This window comes from Psychrobacillus sp. FSL K6-1267 (genome assembly GCF_038003265.1).
Lineage (GTDB): Bacteria > Bacillota > Bacilli > Bacillales_A > Planococcaceae > Psychrobacillus > Psychrobacillus faecigallinarum.
This window is the reverse complement of sequence record NZ_JBBOOR010000001.1, coordinates 3,930,956-3,949,823: the sequence shown is the minus strand read 5'-3', so window position 1 is coordinate 3,949,823 and position 18,868 is coordinate 3,930,956. Positions and strand designations below refer to the sequence as shown.

17 protein-coding genes and 1 pseudogene are annotated in these 18,868 nt (G+C 36.1%); 15 read left to right on the top strand and 3 right to left on the bottom strand.

Going from position 1 to position 18,868, the window contains the following annotated elements; translation table 11 throughout:
- Positions 1-9: 9 nt before the first annotated feature.
- The 7 genes from MHB55_RS20235 (at position 10) to MHB55_RS20205 (ending at position 8,861) form a co-directional block, all read left to right on the top strand.
- Positions 10-1,014, top strand: coding sequence for an ABC transporter ATP-binding protein (locus tag MHB55_RS20235; RefSeq protein WP_144541076.1), 1,005 nt, complete (start codon positions 10-12; stop codon positions 1,012-1,014).
- Entirely contained in the window at positions 989-1,990 is a 1,002-nt protein-coding gene (locus tag MHB55_RS20230; RefSeq protein ID WP_154312086.1) for an ABC transporter ATP-binding protein, read from the top strand. Before MHB55_RS20235 ends, MHB55_RS20230 begins: the two co-directional genes overlap by 26 nt.
- A 23-nt stretch (positions 1,991-2,013) precedes the next feature.
- Positions 2,014-3,618, top strand: coding sequence for a gamma-glutamyltransferase family protein (locus tag MHB55_RS20225; RefSeq protein ID WP_154312087.1), 1,605 nt, complete (start codon positions 2,014-2,016; stop codon positions 3,616-3,618).
- Positions 3,619-3,701: 83 nt separating this feature from the next.
- Entirely contained in the window at positions 3,702-4,208 is a 507-nt protein-coding gene (locus tag MHB55_RS20220) for a chromate transporter (RefSeq protein WP_229654139.1), read from the top strand.
- Positions 4,205-4,732 carry a chromate transporter gene (locus MHB55_RS20215; RefSeq protein ID WP_154312088.1) on the top strand — a complete coding sequence of 176 codons (528 nt, stop codon included), beginning with the start codon at positions 4,205-4,207 and terminating at the stop codon, positions 4,730-4,732. The genes MHB55_RS20220 and MHB55_RS20215 overlap by 4 nt, the downstream gene beginning before the upstream one ends.
- 501 nt (positions 4,733-5,233) lie before the next feature.
- A complete protein-coding gene (gene glmS / locus MHB55_RS20210) occupies positions 5,234-7,036 on the top strand; it encodes a glutamine--fructose-6-phosphate transaminase (isomerizing) (RefSeq protein WP_154312089.1) in 1,803 nt (600 codons plus the stop codon).
- Positions 7,037-8,492: 1,456 nt separating this feature from the next.
- Positions 8,493-8,861 (top strand): PH domain-containing protein, encoded by a 369-nt coding sequence (locus tag MHB55_RS20205; protein WP_144541128.1) that lies wholly within the window; start codon positions 8,493-8,495, stop codon positions 8,859-8,861.
- Between the two features lie 475 nt (positions 8,862-9,336).
- On the opposite strand, the gene MHB55_RS20200 is transcribed toward MHB55_RS20205, so the two are convergent.
- Positions 9,337-10,092 (bottom strand): hypothetical protein, encoded by a 756-nt coding sequence (locus tag MHB55_RS20200; RefSeq protein WP_144541130.1) that lies wholly within the window; start codon positions 10,090-10,092, stop codon positions 9,337-9,339.
- Between the two features lie 384 nt (positions 10,093-10,476).
- On the opposite strand from MHB55_RS20200, the gene MHB55_RS20195 reads away from it, so the two are divergent.
- The 3 genes from MHB55_RS20195 to MHB55_RS20185 all read left to right on the top strand — a co-directional run bounded on the left by MHB55_RS20195 (position 10,477) and on the right by MHB55_RS20185 (position 12,170).
- Complete coding sequence (locus MHB55_RS20195) at positions 10,477-10,950, top strand: GyrI-like domain-containing protein (RefSeq protein WP_144541132.1); 474 nt, start codon at positions 10,477-10,479, stop codon at positions 10,948-10,950.
- 30 nt (positions 10,951-10,980) lie between these two features.
- Positions 10,981-11,637 (top strand): uridine kinase family protein, encoded by a 657-nt coding sequence (locus tag MHB55_RS20190; protein ID WP_154312091.1) that lies wholly within the window; start codon positions 10,981-10,983, stop codon positions 11,635-11,637.
- A gap of 134 nt (positions 11,638-11,771) precedes the next feature.
- Positions 11,772-12,170, top strand: a complete 399-nt coding sequence (locus tag MHB55_RS20185; protein ID WP_340863990.1) for a cytidine deaminase — start codon at positions 11,772-11,774, stop codon at positions 12,168-12,170.
- A 285-nt stretch (positions 12,171-12,455) separates the two neighbouring features.
- Here MHB55_RS20185 and MHB55_RS20180 read toward each other — a convergent pair.
- A pseudogene (locus MHB55_RS20180) lies at positions 12,456-13,841 on the bottom strand (DHA2 family efflux MFS transporter permease subunit).
- A 139-nt stretch (positions 13,842-13,980) separates the two neighbouring features.
- Between MHB55_RS20180 and MHB55_RS20175 the strand changes: the two are divergent.
- The 4 genes from MHB55_RS20175 to MHB55_RS20160 all read left to right on the top strand — a co-directional run bounded on the left by MHB55_RS20175 (position 13,981) and on the right by MHB55_RS20160 (position 17,264).
- Positions 13,981-14,520 (top strand): TetR/AcrR family transcriptional regulator, encoded by a 540-nt coding sequence (locus MHB55_RS20175; RefSeq protein WP_144541140.1) that lies wholly within the window; start codon positions 13,981-13,983, stop codon positions 14,518-14,520.
- 441 nt (positions 14,521-14,961) lie between these two features.
- Positions 14,962-15,078: a YjcZ family sporulation protein gene (locus tag MHB55_RS20170; RefSeq protein WP_144541142.1), complete on the top strand. Its 117-nt coding sequence runs from the start codon at positions 14,962-14,964 to the stop codon at positions 15,076-15,078.
- A 383-nt stretch (positions 15,079-15,461) separates the two neighbouring features.
- Positions 15,462-16,238, top strand: a complete 777-nt coding sequence (locus tag MHB55_RS20165; RefSeq protein WP_154312092.1) for a MerR family transcriptional regulator — start codon at positions 15,462-15,464, stop codon at positions 16,236-16,238.
- A complete protein-coding gene (locus tag MHB55_RS20160) occupies positions 16,239-17,264 on the top strand; it encodes a C45 family autoproteolytic acyltransferase/hydolase (RefSeq protein ID WP_154312093.1) in 1,026 nt (341 codons plus the stop codon). It begins immediately after the preceding gene.
- Between the two features lie 164 nt (positions 17,265-17,428).
- Here MHB55_RS20160 and MHB55_RS20155 read toward each other — a convergent pair whose 3' ends face one another.
- A complete protein-coding gene (locus tag MHB55_RS20155) occupies positions 17,429-17,806 on the bottom strand; it encodes a hypothetical protein (RefSeq protein WP_340845015.1) in 378 nt (125 codons plus the stop codon).
- A 329-nt stretch (positions 17,807-18,135) separates the two neighbouring features.
- Here MHB55_RS20155 and MHB55_RS20150 point away from each other — a divergent pair, with 329 nt between their 5' ends.
- Entirely contained in the window at positions 18,136-18,636 is a 501-nt protein-coding gene (locus MHB55_RS20150; RefSeq protein ID WP_154312094.1) for a hypothetical protein, read from the top strand.
- The last annotated feature ends 232 nt before the right edge of the window (positions 18,637-18,868 follow it).

The following is an 18,868-nucleotide window of genomic DNA, read 5'->3' as shown; positions in this document are numbered from 1 at the left end:
GTATATCTGATGAGGGAGACATTATTAGAAGTGAACAATTTAGTAACTGAATTTCGCACGGCAGACGGTAATGTTCAAGCCGTGCGAGATGTCTCCTTTTCTGTTTCAAAAGGAGAAACACTGTGCATCGTTGGTGAGTCCGGCTGTGGTAAGAGTATTACATCCTTGTCAGTCATTGGTCTTTTGCCAAGCAATGGTAAAATCGCTGCAGGTCAAGTCAAGTATGAGGGAAAAGAAATTCAAAGCCTTCCATACGAAGAATTGAGAAAGATGCGGGGCAATAAGATCTCGATGATTTTCCAAGAGCCGATGACAGCACTCAATCCAGTATTGACAGTGGGATACCAATTGAGAGAGCCTTTAATGCTTCATCATGGATTATCTAAATCGGAGGCACACAAACAAGGTATTGATCTGCTAAACCAAGTAGGAATCCCTTATCCTGAAAAACGGATGAGTCAGTATCCCCATGAGCTGAGCGGAGGAATGAGACAGCGGGTTATGATTGCAATTGCTCTCTCATGCCATCCTGGTTTACTTATTGCGGACGAACCTACAACAGCATTAGACGTGACAATACAAGCCCAAATATTAGACCTCATCAATGAGTTAAAGGAAAAGCTAAATATGGGCATCATGCTCATTACACATGACATGGGAGTAGTAGCTGAGGTAGCGGATAAGGTTATGGTGATGTATGCAGGCAAGAAGGTTGAGGAAGGCATGGTAGAAGATATCTTCAAAAATCCAAAACACCCGTATACTCAAGGACTTTTAAACTCTGTGCCAAATGTAGACGATCCTGATTTTGAATTAGAGCCTATTCCTGGCTCTCTTCCAAGTCTGCAGGAGAAAATTCAAGGTTGCAGATTTCACCCACGTTGTAAGTTTGCCACCGCAAAGTGTAAAGAGCTGGCACCACCAGAGATAAATGACGAGCAGGGCCACATGGTAAGTTGCTGGTTATACGAAGAGGAGGAAGTAAAAAATGGTCAACTTGTCACCCAAAACTGATCAGAAGGTCCTCCTTGAATTAAATGGAGTTAAAAAGTATTTCCCTATTAAAGGCGGGATATTAAAGAGAGTTCAAGGTCATGTGCAGGCAGTTCAAGAGGTAAACCTTAAGTTATATGAAGGAGAAAGCCTTGGGGTAGTTGGAGAATCAGGTTGTGGCAAATCTACCTTAGGTAGAGCCATCTTAGGATTAGAGGAACTGACAGCTGGAAAAGTAATATTTAAGGAAAAAGAAATTCAAAACCTTAAGAGAAAAGAGAAGTTAAAGTTTGTTAAGGAAATGCAGATGATTTTTCAGGACCCTTTTGCATCCCTAAATCCTAGACAGAGAATTGGGCATGCATTAGAAGAGGTCTTTGTTATGCATACGAACTTATCCAAAATAGAAAGGCGTAATGCTGTAATAGACCTCCTAAATGAAGTAGGGCTTAGAGAGGAGCATTACGAACGTTATCCTCACGAATTTAGTGGTGGGCAGCGTCAAAGGATTGGGATAGCTAGAGCTATCGCCTTAAATCCTTCCTTTGTTATATGTGATGAAGCTGTTTCTGCTTTAGATGTATCTGTTCAAGCTCAAGTTTTAAAACTATTAAAAACTCTTCAACAAAAATACCAGCTGTCTTATTTATTCATCTCTCATGATCTAGGAGTAGTTCGCTATTTTTGCGACCGAGTGCTAGTTATGTATTTAGGTAATACGGTAGAACTTGGTACAGTAGAGGACTTATTTAAAAATCCAACGCATCCTTATACTCAGGCGTTGCTGTCCGCTATTCCACGTCCTTCGGTAAATCGAAGTTCGAAACGTATTCGACTTCAAGGGGACCTTCCTAACCCAGCCAATCCTCCATCGGGCTGTCCGTTTCATACACGTTGCCCGATAGCACAAGATATTTGTAAAAAAGATATGCCTGCATGGGAGCAGGTAAAGGAAGGTCACTTTGCTGCCTGTCACTTTGCAGGGACTAAAATTTAAAGCTTATAAAGGGGAATCACATCATGGATTACTTATATCACCCATTTCCAGGTAAGAGAAGTACCGTATTTGCTAAAAAAGGAATGGTAGCAACATCACAGCCTTTAGCAGCGCAGGCCGGCTTAGATATATTAAAAAAAGGTGGAAATGCAATTGATGCAGCTATTGCAACTGCCGCTGCATTAACAGTTTTGGAACCTACCTCTAATGGAATCGGAGGAGATGCTTTTGCTTTAATATGGACAAAGGACAAGCTTCATGGTTTGAATGCATCTGGCCCCGCGCCACAATCCATTTCAGCAGAGAAGCTAAGAGCACAAGGTTTAGAAAAAGTTCCTGTGTATGGAGTAGTTCCAGTAACTGTACCCGGAGTTCCAGCAGCATGGGCAGCCTTATCTGAAAGGTTTGGCAAGCTACCGTTAAAGGAGGTACTAGAGCCTGCTATACAGTACGCGGAGGAAGGTTATCCTCTGACACCAATACTAGGGAAATATTGGAAGGTGGCATACAAAAAGTTTAAAGCAAGCTTTACGACCGAGGAGTATAACGCATGGTTTGAAACGTTTGCTCCAGATGGACGTCCTCCTGAAATTGGAGAAGTGTGGAAATCCCCAGGTCATGCGAGCACTCTCCGAGCAATCGGAGAAACGAAAGCAAGAGCTTTTTATGAAGGAGAAATTGCTGAACAAATTGATGGTTTCATGAAGAAGCATGGAGGATATCTTTCTAAAAGTGATTTGGAATCCTATCAGCCTGAGTGGGTAGATCCCATTTCTGTGGATTATCGGGGCTATGATGTTTGGGAAATTCCACCAAACGGCCAAGGAATGGTTGCTTTAATGGCATTAAATGTATTTAAAAGGATGGATAAACCTCAGTGGCAAAGTGCACACACCATTCATCAGCAAATTGAATCGATGAAATTAGCTTTCACAGATGGACAGGCATTTATAACAGATCCCGAAGCAATGCCAGTAAAATTCGAGCATTTATTGTCAGAGGAGTATGCCGAGAAACGCAAAGAGGTAATTCAAGATGAAGCAGCAGATCCAGAGCCGTATGAATTACCAAAGGGCGGGACGGTTTATCTGGCAACTGCCGATGAAGAAGGAAATATGGTTTCTTATATTCAAAGTAATTACATGGGCTTTGGGTCAGGTGTTGTCATTCCAGGGACAGGAATTGCTCTCCAAAACAGAGGACATGACTTCTCTTTAGATGAATCACATCCTAACGTATTGAAGCCAGGTAAAAAAACTTACCACACCATTATCCCTGGATTCTTAACGAAAGAGGGAGAAGCAGTAGGGCCATTTGGCATAATGGGAGGCTATATGCAGCCACAGGGGCATTTTCAAGTAGTGACTAGTACTATAGATTATATGTTAAATCCACAAGCAACGCTTGATATTCCTCGTTGGCAGTGGATGAAGGGTAAAACGGTACATGTTGAGCCAGAGTTCCCTAACTATTTGGTACAAAGTTTGGTGAGAAAAGGGCATGATATCCAAGTGGCAACTGATGGAGGAAGCTTTGGACGTGGGCAGATTATTTGGAGAAATGCAGATACGGGCGTTCTACAAGGGGGAACAGAATCTCGAACGGATGGAGCTATCGCAGCGTGGTAGAACGTCAGCCTTTGGAGAAAAGCTCTGTGCGTCCTAAGCCGGTACTTCAAAGAGATATAAGTTGGGCATTCTTCCGAGTTGGTATGCTTGGATTCGGAGGTGGACCTTCCTCGATACCCCTAGTTCATCAGGAAGTTGTTAAGAAGTATAATTGGATGGATGATGAGGAATTCGGTGATACATTAGCACTGGCAAATACAATGCCAGGTCCAATAGCAACCAAGATGGCAGGCTACATCGGATATCGCATTGCTGGCTTTTGGGGTTGTGTCAATGCACTCATCGCTTCGGTCATTCCTACAGTAATACTGATGATTCTTCTGCTAGGATTTCTGCAGTCATTTAAGGACTCACCAAGAGTTCAAAATATGACAGCTGCAGTTATTCCAGTTGTCGCAGTTATGTTAGCATTAATGACCTGGGACTTTATCAAAAAAACTGGAGAATCCTTTGGATGGTGGCAGGCATGTTTAATAATAGCTGTTGCTGCATTGCTTATGGAGCTTATACATATACATCCAGCAATTATCATAGTAGTTTGTATGGCAATCGCTTTTTTCCCTCTATTAAAAAGGAGGGGAAGTAAGTGATTTACTGGCAATTGTTTTTAGCATTTTTTATTCCAGGTATATTGGGCTATGGCGGTGGCCCTGCCTCTATTCCATTGATAGAGCATGAGGTAGTTGAAAACTATGAGTGGATGACAACTCAGGAATTTAGTGAGGTTGTAGCCCTTGGAAACTCATTACCTGGACCAATAGCTACAAAAATGGCAGGCTATATTGGATATGCAGAGGGCGGAATATTAGGGGCAACTATTGCTCTTTTTGCGACTGTCGCACCCTCCTTAATACTCATGATTAGTATGATGGCTGTTCTATTAAAATATAAAGAAGCGCCGGAAGTCAAAAACCTTACAAAGCTGATAAGACCAGTAATCGCTGTATTACTAGGTGTAATGACTATCCAGTTTGCACAAGAATCATTAGATGGGATTGGTATAATATCAACTCTTATCTTAATAGTAGGAAGCTATTTGCTTTTAGAGAAGGTAGAACTACATCCTGCATTTGTTATCATAATAGCGCTTGCTTACGGAGCAGTTATTGTATGAGTAAAAGAGACCATTAGCGATAGGTCTCTTTCTTCATTTATACATTTCTTGGTACTTTTGGCCTTGTGGTTTCGATTGACTCACATATAATGAGAAGATATAATGATGGAGTTACATTATATTAGAATACTGGTAACCGCGTAGAAAGGAAGGATAGGTAACGCGTTAAAAGCAGGAAAACAATTATAGCGCCTGAGCTGAAGAAATTGGACGAAACGAATCTTCAGCAGACGAGGTGGAGGTTATCGATATTTCGGCGGATGCCTCCCGACCGTATTTGCCCGGTTGTAATTCTTTTTCATAAACCATTCAAGTGATTGAATGACAAAAGGGAAAAGAAGGCATTCTTAGCTTAATAGGTATGTGTATGTGAAAGATGTTTAGGATAAGCGCAATAGTGGTATCGCATAGATTATGTGTGTTTCCACAGGCGTTTTATCGCTAAGGCAAGCTTTTCAATATGCTTATTTTGACATGAATGATAACGGAGGAATATAAATTATGTGTGGAATTGTAGGATATATCGGTGAAAACGATGCGAAAGAAATTTTATTAAAAGGCTTAGAAAAATTAGAGTACCGTGGATATGATTCTGCGGGAATTGCAGTTTTAAATGAAGACGGAGTAATGGTATTTAAGGAAAAAGGACGTATCGCAGATTTACGTGAAGCGGTAGATGGAGATGTAAGTGCAAATCTAGGAATTGGTCATACTCGCTGGGCAACTCACGGTGTTCCAAACCAAGAAAATGCTCACCCTCATCAAAGTACAACAAAACGCTTTACACTAGTGCATAATGGTGTAATCGAAAACTATCATTTACTGAAAAAAGCTTATTTAGCAGACGTTGAAATGGCTTCTGATACAGATACGGAGGTTATCGTTCAGTTAATCGAACGTTTCTCAAAAGACGGTCTATCTACGGTGGATGCGCTAAGAAAAACATTACACTTAATCCATGGTTCTTATGCAATCGCATTGATAGACAATGAAGATGAAAACACGATCTATGTAGCTAAAAACAAATCTCCACTTCTTGTAGGTGTAGGAGAAGGATTTAACGTAGTTGCTTCTGACGCAATGGCTATGCTACAAGTAACAGAGCAATACGTAGAGCTTCATGACCAAGAAATCGTAATCGTGCGCAAGGAATCAGTGGAAATCCAAACACTTGATGGTACAAAGGTAGAGCGTGCTCCTTACAAAGCAGAGCTAGACATGAGTGATATTGAAAAAGGGACTTACCCTCACTATATGTTAAAAGAGATTGATGAGCAGCCAGCTGTTCTTCGTAAAATTATACAAGCATATCAAAATGAACAAGGTGAGCTTACTATTGACTCTGCAATTTTAGATGCTCTAAAAGAAGCAGACCGCTTGTACATTATTGCAGCGGGAACTAGCTATCACGCTGGTTTAATCGGTAAAGAATACTTCGAGAAAATTGCTGGTATTCCAGTAGAGGTGCATATCTCTAGTGAATTTGGATACAATATGCCTCTACTTTCAAAAAAACCTTTATTTATCTTCATCACGCAATCTGGCGAAACAGCAGATAGCCGCCAAGTATTAGTGAAAATCAAAGAAAAAGGTTATCCAACACTAACCGTAACTAACGTACCAGGCTCTACGCTTTCCCGTGAAGCAGACCACACGTTATTACTTCATGCTGGTCCAGAAATAGCTGTAGCCTCTACAAAAGCTTATGTGGCACAAGTAGCAGTACTTATGGTAACTGCCTCTGTATTTGCTAAGTCACAAGGCAAAGAGTTAGACTTTGATGTTGTGAAGGAGCTTGGAATTGTAGCAAATGCGGTTCAAGCGATTGTAGACACTAAAGAAGAGCTAGAAGAGATTGCAGCAGAATACCTTTCTACTACAAGAAACGCTTTCTTCATCGGAAGAAATGTGGACTTCTATGTAAGCTTAGAAGGTGCTTTAAAGCTCAAGGAAATCTCTTATATACAAGCAGAAGGCTTCGCTGGCGGAGAATTAAAGCATGGTACAATCGCCCTTATCGAAGACGGCACACCAGTAATCGCTTTAGCAACACAGAAGGCTGTAAGCTTAAATGTTCGTGGTAACGTAAAAGAAGTAGTGGCACGTGGCGCTAACCCATGTATTATCGCAATGGAGGGCCATGAGGAAGAAGGCGACCGCTTCGTACTTCCTAAAGTACACGAATTCTTAGCTCCACTAGTAGCCGTAATCCCATTACAGCTAATCAGCTACTACGCTGCTCTACACAGAGACTGTGACGTGGATAAACCAAGAAACTTGGCAAAATCTGTTACGGTTGAGTAATAGGGTTAAATAAATTTTTAGGTTATGTAAATGTCCAGTTACAACATAGTTGGTAACTTAACATTAAAGTAGGTTACTAATATTTATAAAAGAACGTCAAAATCACCTCTCTAGTTTAACTGAGAGGTGATTTTTTGTTGGGTACCTATGTTAAAATAGCTATAAATTGTGAAGGGTTTCACTTAAACTAACGCAGCAGTTAAGTTCAATAAGGAATGGTAAATCTGAAGTGATTAAAATGTTTAAGGGAATAAGAAAATTTGTGCTAAAATAGATAATATAAGAGGACGTATTATTCAATAAATGGAGCCATTTTGCAGAGGATTTCTTTAACATTTTTATTTTCAAAAGGAGTATCATATGGAAAAGGTATTAAAGTTTATAATCGCCATCTCATTATTAATTCTTGCCCTTAATAGTTTCCGTGTTGTTAGCTACCTACGCAACCTCACTGAATTAATGGGAGCATTAATAAACACTACAAATTAGAAGCGATTTATCGTGCTACAAACGGGCACGATGGTTGAACAAGTGATACGTGATTTATTAAGAAATATGGTAAGTAATAAAACGCACAGGCACAAAAATCTGTGCGTTTTTTCTAGCTTATTTTATTGTTAATCAATGTCTAAAACATATGCAAAATCGGTTGCTATTTGACTCGCTATTGGTGATTTTCTCCCCATCTGACGAGCAAAAATCACAACTAAATATCATGCTGGATGATGTGAATTTTAAAGGTCACGGGTTTACCGATAATTTCTTTATTCGTCCTAAAGATGTACTTCCATTTTTCGAACAGTTTAGTCTTGAAAAACTACATTTGCTTAATTCGAAAGTTTTTTATATCTACGTGAGGCAGAACTCCTTAGCCGACCGCCTGAAGTGGTGTCTGCGTGGCTAGACTTAGCAGAGCAAGTATGCGAACGCGAAGATATGCTGGGTTTAGCAGAACATATTATGTATATTGCCAAGAAAGTCAAATAAGCACTCTTCAACTAACGGGTGCTTAGTTAAATATTCGCTAGCCGAAATAATTAATAATATTAATGCGTACTTTAAAGTTAAAACCATAACATTGAGTTACTAACTATAATGTAAAAACCTTATGGTGCAATTAGATGGGTTACCAACTAAAATTAAATATTACGAAAAACCCGTATTTTGTTGCTGTTATTGAATTTTTGAGATACCGAGTATAATGTAACTGGACATCCAGTTAGATCATAGTTGGCAACTGATATTTAAATCACCTCTCTAGTTTACTGAGTGGTGTTTTTTTATTGGATAATTATATTAAAATAGCTGATTGCAAAAATTTTCACTTGAACCAACGGAACAGTATGATGAAACCAAGTGGTTATTAAATCGTATGTATTATTAAAATATTTTGACATATTGAACTTTAAAGATGTGTGGAGAAACGATTCTGACATTGTAAAGGAGGTGATAAAAGGTGAGTGTTCAAATTGAATTTGGTGATACTTCTTTAATATTGAATATATCAGGCAAGACAATGGTTACTACATTAAGAAAAAAGATAGAAATTCCTTACAATTCGGTTGAAGAAGTACAAATTAGTAATTTCAAGTTTCCTTTGACAGCTGTAAAAAGAACAGGTATTACTACAATTGGCTATAAAGCTGGGATTTTCATTATTGATAAAAAGAAATATTTCTTATCCTATCATGACGCAAATAAAGTAGCTATCCTTGGTTTGAAAGGATTTGAATTTGACAAAATAGTGGTTGAAAGCGAGGATCCAGAACAACTAGAGAAAAATATCTTGATGCGTTGCTCTCACATAAATGATCAAACGCCCTAATTATATAGGCTCTATCTTCAGGGTCTTATCGTATTTCCAGTGTGACAAATTGTGAAGCAGACTTCAAAGAGGATGCAGAATCCGTTTGGAATTACTATAACAGCTATAATGTTCCAGAATATTTAGCTGTTAAGGAAATAAATGTAATGGTTAGCCAAGGAAATCACAGCTTCCTTGGCTTTTTTAGTTGTTAGGTGAATATCGGCAATTCAGAAGGTGAAGCACTCTTCAGACATATTAAGAGAGAGAATATTGAATTTTGGAGTTAGCAACTATGTTGTAACTGAACAGGTTTTTTCTAATGAGTGGCTTGTCCTAAAAGAAGGATTAATATTGAGAAGAATGAGTTCTTTTTATTGATGAAAATCGTTGTAATCACTTTCTTCTTCCCCATATAACCCATGCCTTGTGGTGGATTCTATTGTATTTATACCGAAAAAGTGAATCTTTCAACCAACTAGGATTTCTGTTGTATTTATTCAAAAGTTATAAGCCAATTAAGCGTGTTGTCACCAAAATTTGTTAGCGTATAGACAAATTTTTCTTTTTGCCATGTTGCAAGGCTACCTTGATCATTTGCATCAATATGCAGATGGCCATATTGCTCTGGAATTGGCATCATATGTGTTTCCAAAAATTCCACAGTTTCTTTTGCTATCGTTAAGCTTTCCTCTGATTTTTCTGTTGTTGAACGTGCAATAATGGCCCAGCGCCCTTCATTCCAACTTGTAAATATTGAGCCTGCTCCTGCATCTTGATACCCAGTTATACCATGCCCTAAATCAACAGCTTCCCCATCACTGAAAACCGTTTTATCTATTTCTTCACCTGCGGATTTTGCCGTGGCATGTTTAGTAATTACTAACTGCCCAACTAATTGCCCACTTTCTTTTATCTTAGGATCGTTCATCTCTAGTTGTTTGTCTGTTTGATAAAATTCAAAAGTTACAACATTCTGTTTTGAAGAAGCAATAGCCGTTAAATGTTTTCCTTTTGTCACAGGGAAATCTGTTGGTAACTGAATGTCCCAGTCACTCGGGATAATACTTTCGAAATTTGTATTTCTAGCATTACTATCACTTGTTACGTTTTCATTCGATTTAACTGGTTCTTTATATTCTGTTCCTAGCTCTTCTGACTGACCATTATTTATTTCAACATCGTCTACTATTTGTTCAGGATCATCCTTTTGTAAAGCTTTATTATCTTCATTTCCACAAGCAGTCATCATTACAAAAATAAAAGGTAGTATTATTAGCTTTTTCAGCGTAATCCCTCTCTTCTTTTTTGTTTATCTTCTTCAATTGAATTTACCCTAAAAACCTCTTTCAAAAACTAATCTTAAACTAGGATAGCCGGTAGTATAACTTCAATAGGACTAAAAATATAACTCATAATGAGAACAACTTATAGTTGATAACCTATCCAATCATATTCATTTTGTTTAAGTTTTTAGCAAAGATTAAGTTTATAAATTAATGTTTAAATATGGAAATGTTAAACTCGCTTGCTTATAATTCATATAAGCGAACGATTTTTTTATATTGCCATGCCGTATTAAAACAGTAACAAACAAATAAAAGTAGAGAAAAATAGAAGAAAGGTGATGTGTACGATGGAACAAAATACTATAGACATGGAAGCACTTTGGACAATTCGTACGGAGCAATTCAAAAAAATATTTTTAATTGGACTACAAAAACAATTACCACAGTCTTATGAAGAAGAACAGGAACTCTTTGCAAGAGTTGAAGCGAGAAAAAACGAAATAATGGAACAAACATTGACTAGTAACACCTTTATGGTGATACATGACAATGGATCAAAAATGACTGTAGGATTAATGGTTAATAAAATCGAAGAAGTACCGGAAGGGATGGTATCTTTAAGCCTGTCCGCGGAAGAATATGTAGTTTTTAGATTTGAAGAAAAACATATTTGTTCTTTCTGGCGGTATTTTAGTTCCCAGGATAATCAAAAGAAATACGATCTCGATATAGGAAAAGCTAGGCTCGAAACATTTAATGATTCTTTACAGCCAAAAGGAATGACTGAGATTTACTTTCCTAAGGTGAGCAGATCGTTGTGAAATACAGCTCATTAATAAAAGGAGATAATGATGGATAAGCTATTACAAGAAATTATATATTGGGTTAGAATGACGAATGAACAAATTATTATTGGTGTTTCAGGACATGGTGCTGCGGGAAAAACAACGTTTGCCAATAGATTAATAAGCCTACTAAATGAAAATGAAGTGAATTATATTAATACAGATCCATATATTATTACCTCAAACATTCGAAAACATGCCATTATCGACTATACATACCAAAACGAAAATCATCGGTATAAAATGACGGCATGCCATCCATCAGCTCATCATTTAATTTCTTTAGAAAGAGATATTCAAATGGTTAGAGATGGTTTAGATTTATATACGATTGATACAGATTATATGAAAAGCGAGCTAATATCTTCGAAAAACAAAATTACGATTGTAGAAGGAATGAGTGTAGGATTTATTAATCCAGATTTATTTGATTTAAAAATTTACTTCTATACAGATGGTGAAACAGAATTAATGAGAAGGTCGGGCCGTGATATTGTTGAAAGGGGTGCCGATCTGAATTACTTAACACAATCTCATGATGAAAGAAGAATTCAGTACGAAGTGTTTATGCATCCGTACAGTAAGCATTTTGATATCATTATCAAAAATTCTAATGACACAGTTTATATAGAAAAAAATACATTTAAATTTCCAGTTTCATAGATATATGATTACTATAATAACTAACGACATTGACAAAAACATTGTAGAAATATTATATTAGAAGTCCTGCCAACAAACGTTGGCGTAAAGGGGACTGTGAAAAGTTCATTCTTATTTGAAAGAGGATGGATAAAATGAATAAAGAAATGTTAATGGAAAGTGCACGTAACATGAAAGTAAAAGCATATGTACCGTATTCCAAATTCCCGGTTGGAGTAGCATTATTATTAAAAGATGGTACTGTAATTAATGGAGTAAACGTGGAAAACGTTTCATTAGGTGCAACTAATTGTGCTGAGAGAACAGCTATATTTACTGCAGTAGCGAATGGTTATAAAAAAGGTGATTTCCAAGCTATAGCTGTAGCAGGCGATACGGTTGATGTTCTTCCACCATGTAGCATTTGCAGACAAGTTTTAGCTGAATTTTGTTTACCTGAAATGCCAGTTTATTTAACTAATGAAAAGAAAGATATATTAGAATTGACCTTAAGAGAATTATTACCTTACGCATTCACAGATTTAGAGATGTAATATTAAGATATAGATATTATTATACAATAAGTATTAGGAGCCTTTTTTATTGAGTTTTCTCAAAATAGGCTCCTTCTATTTGTTCGGAGCGAAGGCGGCGACTCCTAGGGGACAAGCACGGGGGAGAGACTACAGGCTCGACCCGTGCCCCGTCCGTCATAGCGGAGAACAAAGATTTTGGAGAAGACAAAAAAGCCCCGGTAATTTTATCGTAAAATTACCGGGGCTTTTGGTTTTCTAAGGTGGGTTTTGTCCCAGCCTCTATCGAAGTGTATTAAAATTATTTTAATTTGTCTTTTTCGGGGTAAACCATGTGATAATGAACGCTATCATAGAGATAACAAACATATATAAGTATGTGTTACTTGTTGCACCAATATAACCTGTCGTAGATTCTAAAGAGACATTCAATAATTGAATAGAATAAATTGTCATGATAACTGCTGTACCAATCGCTCAAGCCAGTTGGCGAACTGTATTATTGATCGCAGATCCGTGAGAGGCTAATTCTTTTGGTAATGAATTTAACGCGGCTGTGTTTAACGGCATCGTAATAAACGCCAAACCAATACGTAATAAAATTGTACGAACTAAAATATATGCTGTTGTTGTTTCTGGTGATAAATCAATCACTGCAAGCATGGATAAAGCGATTAAACCTGTTCCTAGAATGAATAAAGGTTTTGCTCCAAATTTATCGAATAGCTTACCGGTTACTGGGGAAAGCATAGCATTGATAATGGCGCCAGGTAATAATAATAATCCTGCTTCATTTGCTGTAAAACCTCGGCCATCTTGCAAATAAATCGGCAGTAATATTAAATCGGCATACATTAATATTGTAATCGCAATATTGACTATCGACGTCATCGTAAAAATTTTAAATCTGAATACATTTAAATTCAATAAAGGTTCAGTAGCCTTTATTTGTCGATGACAGAATAATATTGTTACAAGCAAACCGGCAATAATTGATGTAATGACGATAAGATCATCCCATCCTTTGCTGCCTGCACTACTAAAGCCAAAAAGTACAAGTCCAAAGCCAACAGTTGAATATATAACACTGATTATGTCGAGCTTTACTTTTGATGTTTCAGCTACATTAATTAAATATTTACTTGCTAGAATAATAATCAATGCTGCGAATGGAACCATGATGATAAATAACCATCGCCAAGATAAGTACTCTAAAATAAAGCCTGCTAATGTTGGTGCAATTGCTGGTGCAAAAATAATTGCAAAGCCAATCTTCCCCATCATTGCTCCGCGTTTTTCAGCCGGATATAAATAAACAATTACAGTCATCATTAAAGGAATGATAATTCCAGCACCTACTGCTTGAACCATTCTACCTGTTAATAGTATGCCGAAATTATTTGCACATGCTGAGATAATAGAGCCTATTAGTAAAAATAGCATTGAGCTAATAAATAACTGACGTGTGGAAAAACGTTTCATTAAGTAAGCTGTGATAGGTACTAACACACCATTTACAAGCATAAATCCTGTTGCTAACCATTGAATCGTTGCCGTGCTTACATCAAAAACAACCATTAAATCACTAAATGCAACATTTAACAATGTTTGATTTAATGTAGAAAAAAAGGTTCCAGTTATCATTATAATAATTAGTAACTTTTTAGTACTATTTGATATTTCATTTTGCATATTAATTTCCTTCCCATATAATACATATTATCGACATAGTGTCTGAAAAATATCATAGCAGAAGAATTAAAACGTCCATATACAATCAAGTCATTTCTGTCGATTAGTAGAAATTTAATATATAAAAGGAATGATTTAAATGTCTTTTAAAGAAGATCCTCGTGCCATTCGTACACAGGAAATGCTTAAAGCTACCCTACTTGAACTGTTACAAGAAGGTCACTCTCTACACCAAATTTCTATTCAAGAATTAACGAAGAGAGCAAATTTAAACCGAACCACCTTTTATTTACACTATCAAAATATTAATGAATTAAAGGAACATTTAACATATGACATTTTACAAGTGCTAACAGACAAAATAGAAAATTTGACTGCCGTTTTTGATAGGAATAGAAAAGAGAACTTAATACAGCTATTGGATTATCTGCGTGAGCAAAGAAATCATATACTTGCGTTAGTGCAGTTTGAACAAGTTGAAAAACATTTACTTTTTTTGATGAAGGATTTGATTGTAACCCGGAGAAATCAATCTAAAAATATAGGAAGAAAAACCTTTGTAGACAAAGATATTAAAACTGCTTCTATTGTCGGCGTCATTATGTGGTGGTTAAAATATGGCTTACATTTAGATTCAGCATATATTGCTGATCAAATCAATCTTATGTATAGAACTTGAGTGTTCGCTACTTTTTATATTGTCCTTTCAAATGCAAAATGTTCCCTATCTATGGAAACAAATAGGGAACATATAATGGCGGCTCCTTCCTTTAAATCAAAAAGTAAAGCAATTGCGCCTCTTGTGGGATGAGTGAGACAGACAAGTCATCACAAATTGATATTGAAAAGGTTAACTGGTTTTACTCCGTTGGGTAATTTTATCTAAACGTTGTTTTTTTATTTCCAAAATAAAAAGAAGGAAAAATAAATGTGCATATAAAAAAAGAAAGAGCCAGTTAAAATCCAAGATAGCTTCAAAAGCTTACCTATTGCTAACGGGCAATAAACAATTTATTATCAGTGCTCAATAAATTATTTATTTGATACGTGTTATATTACCTTATCCACATGCTTACTTTTTCATATTCTGTAAGTATCAGTAGGAAAGGGGGTATATATGATGTCTGGATATGAAGGTCAAGGTGGCGGCGGTTACGGTAATAGTGGATCGGGCTTCGTTTTGCTTGTAGTACTGTTTATCCTACTTATTATTGTAGGAGCAAGCTTTATTTATTAAGCATGGTGGAGAATAAGGTAGTGTTTCAGCTTTGACTACACGACTTTTGGTCGTGGGTCATTTTATTTGTCAGTTTTCTACACGATCTTTAAAAAGAATCAATTAGGTTATAATGATACATTCCCATTTTGTATCTCTTTTCTAAAAAAGTCGACTTCCTCTTAAGTGAGCTAGTCGATTTTTTTTAGCATCTACAATAAAAGTTAGCATATGCAAAAATTTAAATACATAAAAATGCGTGTCATATTTCATTTCTTTTATACTTGAATTAATTAGAAAAATGTAAAGGATTGTAAGATGTGAATTACGAGGAATTCTGTCATTTATTTTTCTTGAGGTTCAAGTTACTTTAAGGTTTATGATGTATTTAAGGAGGTAATTATTTGAAGCATTCTATTACTATTAAAGAATTATCTAAAAAGACCGGTATTTCCCCAAGCGCAATCAGATTTTATGAAACAAAAGATTTAATTCGTTCCAATAGAAATATGAGCGGCTACAGAGTATATGAAGATGATCAGATAGAAATGTTAAAGTTAATAGCCAGCTTGCGACTTATAAATGTGCCTCTAAAAGATATTCAAAGATATCTCCTAGAAAAAGATAATTTTCGAAAGCACGAGATGGTAACTGTATGGAAGAGCAATCTTGAGAAGCAAAGAAAATTATTAGATGTTAGCTATCGTTTTTTAGATAGCAATTCCTTAAATGAGCCAATTTATTTAAAGGAGAAATCTGAAGAAGTAATTATTTGGTTTGATAGTGAGGGCGAAATTGGTGAATTTGGTGAGCATATTAAAGCGAAAGCAAAGCTGTTAAAACGGAGAAACATTACATTTGAGAATTGTTATTTAAGGTATTTATCTGGAGATCATTTTTTAAAGGTAAGAATTGGTTTTGTAATAGACTCCAAAGTAGATTTAGAGCAAATAGAGACACCTTTTAAAATAGAAATTATGCAGCCTTGTATTGTACTTGCACTTCCATTTAAAGAGTCTATTAAGCTGGTTAAATCTGGATATTTGAAATTATTGGGATACGCAAATGAAAATGAGTGGATTCCAGTTGGTTCTATAATGGAATGCTATTACGGAAATGATTTTATGGAAATGGAAATTATTTTGCCTGTATTTCATTTAGAGGAAGAGGAGAGGAAGTAATTGTCCAATGAAGAGCTAATATTGAAGTTAGTAAAATTGCAAGGAAGCTATTTCAAAATTGGTGTACAGCAAGGTGAGGAATTACTTACTTCGGTAGCATCTGAAAATCAAGAAATGTTAAAGAAGATGACAGCACATTCAAAATACGAGAAAAGTGAAAAATGGCTGGAGCAAATCTCCCCAAGTATTTTAGAAGAAATCAAAGGACTTGCAAAAGGTGCTCGAATGAATATTCCTAATGCAATTCGATTATATAGTGGATACGATATGGAATTCCTAACAATGGGCTGCACTTCTTTTGTTAGTAATGGCATGTATGTCCGGAATTACGATTTTAGTCCAGACTTTTATGACTCAAGATTAGTTTTTATGAAACCAAAAGATGGGTATGCATCCGTTGGTTTTAGTCAACAAATCATTGGTAGGCTCGATGGGATGAATGAAAAAGGTCTAGTTGTAGGATTACATTTTGTAAACAATGAAGAACGTAAAGAAGGTTTTATGGCCACTACAATAGTCCGTATTCTCTTGGATAACTGTAAAAACGTAGAGGAAGCAATTGAACTGATAGAAAAAATTCCTCATGCCTATTGTTATAATTATTCAATGACAGATAGTAGTGGAAAAGGGGTTGTTGTAGAAGCTGCTTCTAACAACATACATATCAATATTGATAAACAAATCACTTGTACTAATCATTTTGAAGCGCATAGATTAAAAGGAAAAAATAGAAAAGATATACAGAGTTCTATTTTGCGTAAAACGTACTTAAATGAACTATTAACAAAAGCACTATCTAAAAATCAGTTGTACCATCAATTTAATGACGGAAAATCTCCACTCTTTTTTAATTATTACAAACAATATTTTGGTACATTACACACAGTTATCTATTCCCCACAAGATTTAAGCATCACGTTTGGAGTAGGTGAAAATTGTAAGCCTTATACAGTAAAATTACTAGATTTTATTAACCAGAACATAAGTCTACCAAGCTCTATTAGAGGAGAAATCAAACAACAGTGAATGTAACGATTGACGCCAAATTAATCCGATCTCTGTATTCTCAATCATTTTTAAACTAATCAAATTTTATTGGTTTACTTTACTAGCCTCTCATAATTTTTGCATGGGAGTAGTATTATTAGAAAAAGCCGATGTCCCATATGTAAAAGAACATCGGCTTTTGATTATCTAAACAAACCTATAACAGACCCTAATTGTCTCATCATAGTATAACCATTCCGTATCGTACCTGCATGACCCATAAGTGTGTTGATGTGATTTGGTAGGTTTCCTAAAACACCTGGAGAAGATTGGTTCCCTCTATTATTATAAGGAGGGCCAAACTGCTGTCCTTGATAAGGAGGACCAAACTGTTGCCCTTGATAAGGGGGGCCAAATTGTTGTCCCTGATAAGGGGGGCCAAATTGTTGTCCCTGATAAGGGGGGCCAAATTGTTGTCCCTGATAAGGAGGACCAAACTGTTGCTCCTGATATGGAGGGCCAAATACTTGTCTATTTCTTGGGGGAAAAGATCTTCCCGGAACTGGTGAAAAAAGTGGCATATGCTCACCTCCTAACAGAGTAACCTATCTATAATATATGGCAGTATGCTTTATAGAATTAGACTTTTAATGGAACTATAATAAGAAGAAAGAAAATATACTTTACCATCAACTATTTTATAACTCATATTAACTGAATCATTTAATTTGTTAAAAAAAGGATAAATAGTTCTCCTTAGCTTTAAAAATTGTGTTATGATATAAATATCAGTGTGCAGCAATAAGTAGGGCCATCTGTATGGTCTTGCTTTTTTTGTGCCGTTTTTGCACAAATTTTTTTGTTCGCAGGTATCTGCCATCTGAAATATTACAGTATGGAGATGAAATTTATGCAATACAGAGAGGATCGTCTACCTCAAAATGCAAAAGAAGGTATTTTGTTTTTATTAATCATTTCAATTATTTCCGTCAACACGATTGCTCCAATTATTATGGGGTTGGAACGTGAATTTAGCAAAGAAGTTTATATAGATACACTAAAGATTATTCCTATTATGTGGGTCGTCGTAGTATTATTAGTTAGACTAGTTGCAGGACCACTTGTAGGTAAAATAATGCCAAAGTTTGTTGGACAAACTGATGGCTTTAATGCTCGTATTTTATTGAATACTGTATTAAATGTAACCGTTTTGTCTATCTGTTTATCTATAATCGGCACATGGATTGGCATGGGTGAAGTTACTCTAGATCCTTTTAAAAACTTTCTTCATATTTGGCCGAGAAACTTCGCTATCGCATTTTGGATTGAATTGATTGTTGCACAGCCTATTGCAAGATTTGTTATGAAAAAAATGCATCAAAACAAAGCAAATAAAGTAGTAAGTGCCTAATTAATACGAAAATAGAGAGAGCCCTGCCTGAACAAATTTTGTTCAGGCAGGGCTCTTATTTTTTTTATATCTTTGATACACCATTCAGCTATTGGAGGCATAACCCGGAGTTGAGAAACTGGGGTCTTACTACTAAGAACGATTATCCTTCAGCTCTTTATATAGTTAATTTAATTTAAGACATTATCTACATTATGCTGTGATATGTTGATTTCGTCTTATTTTGGACAAG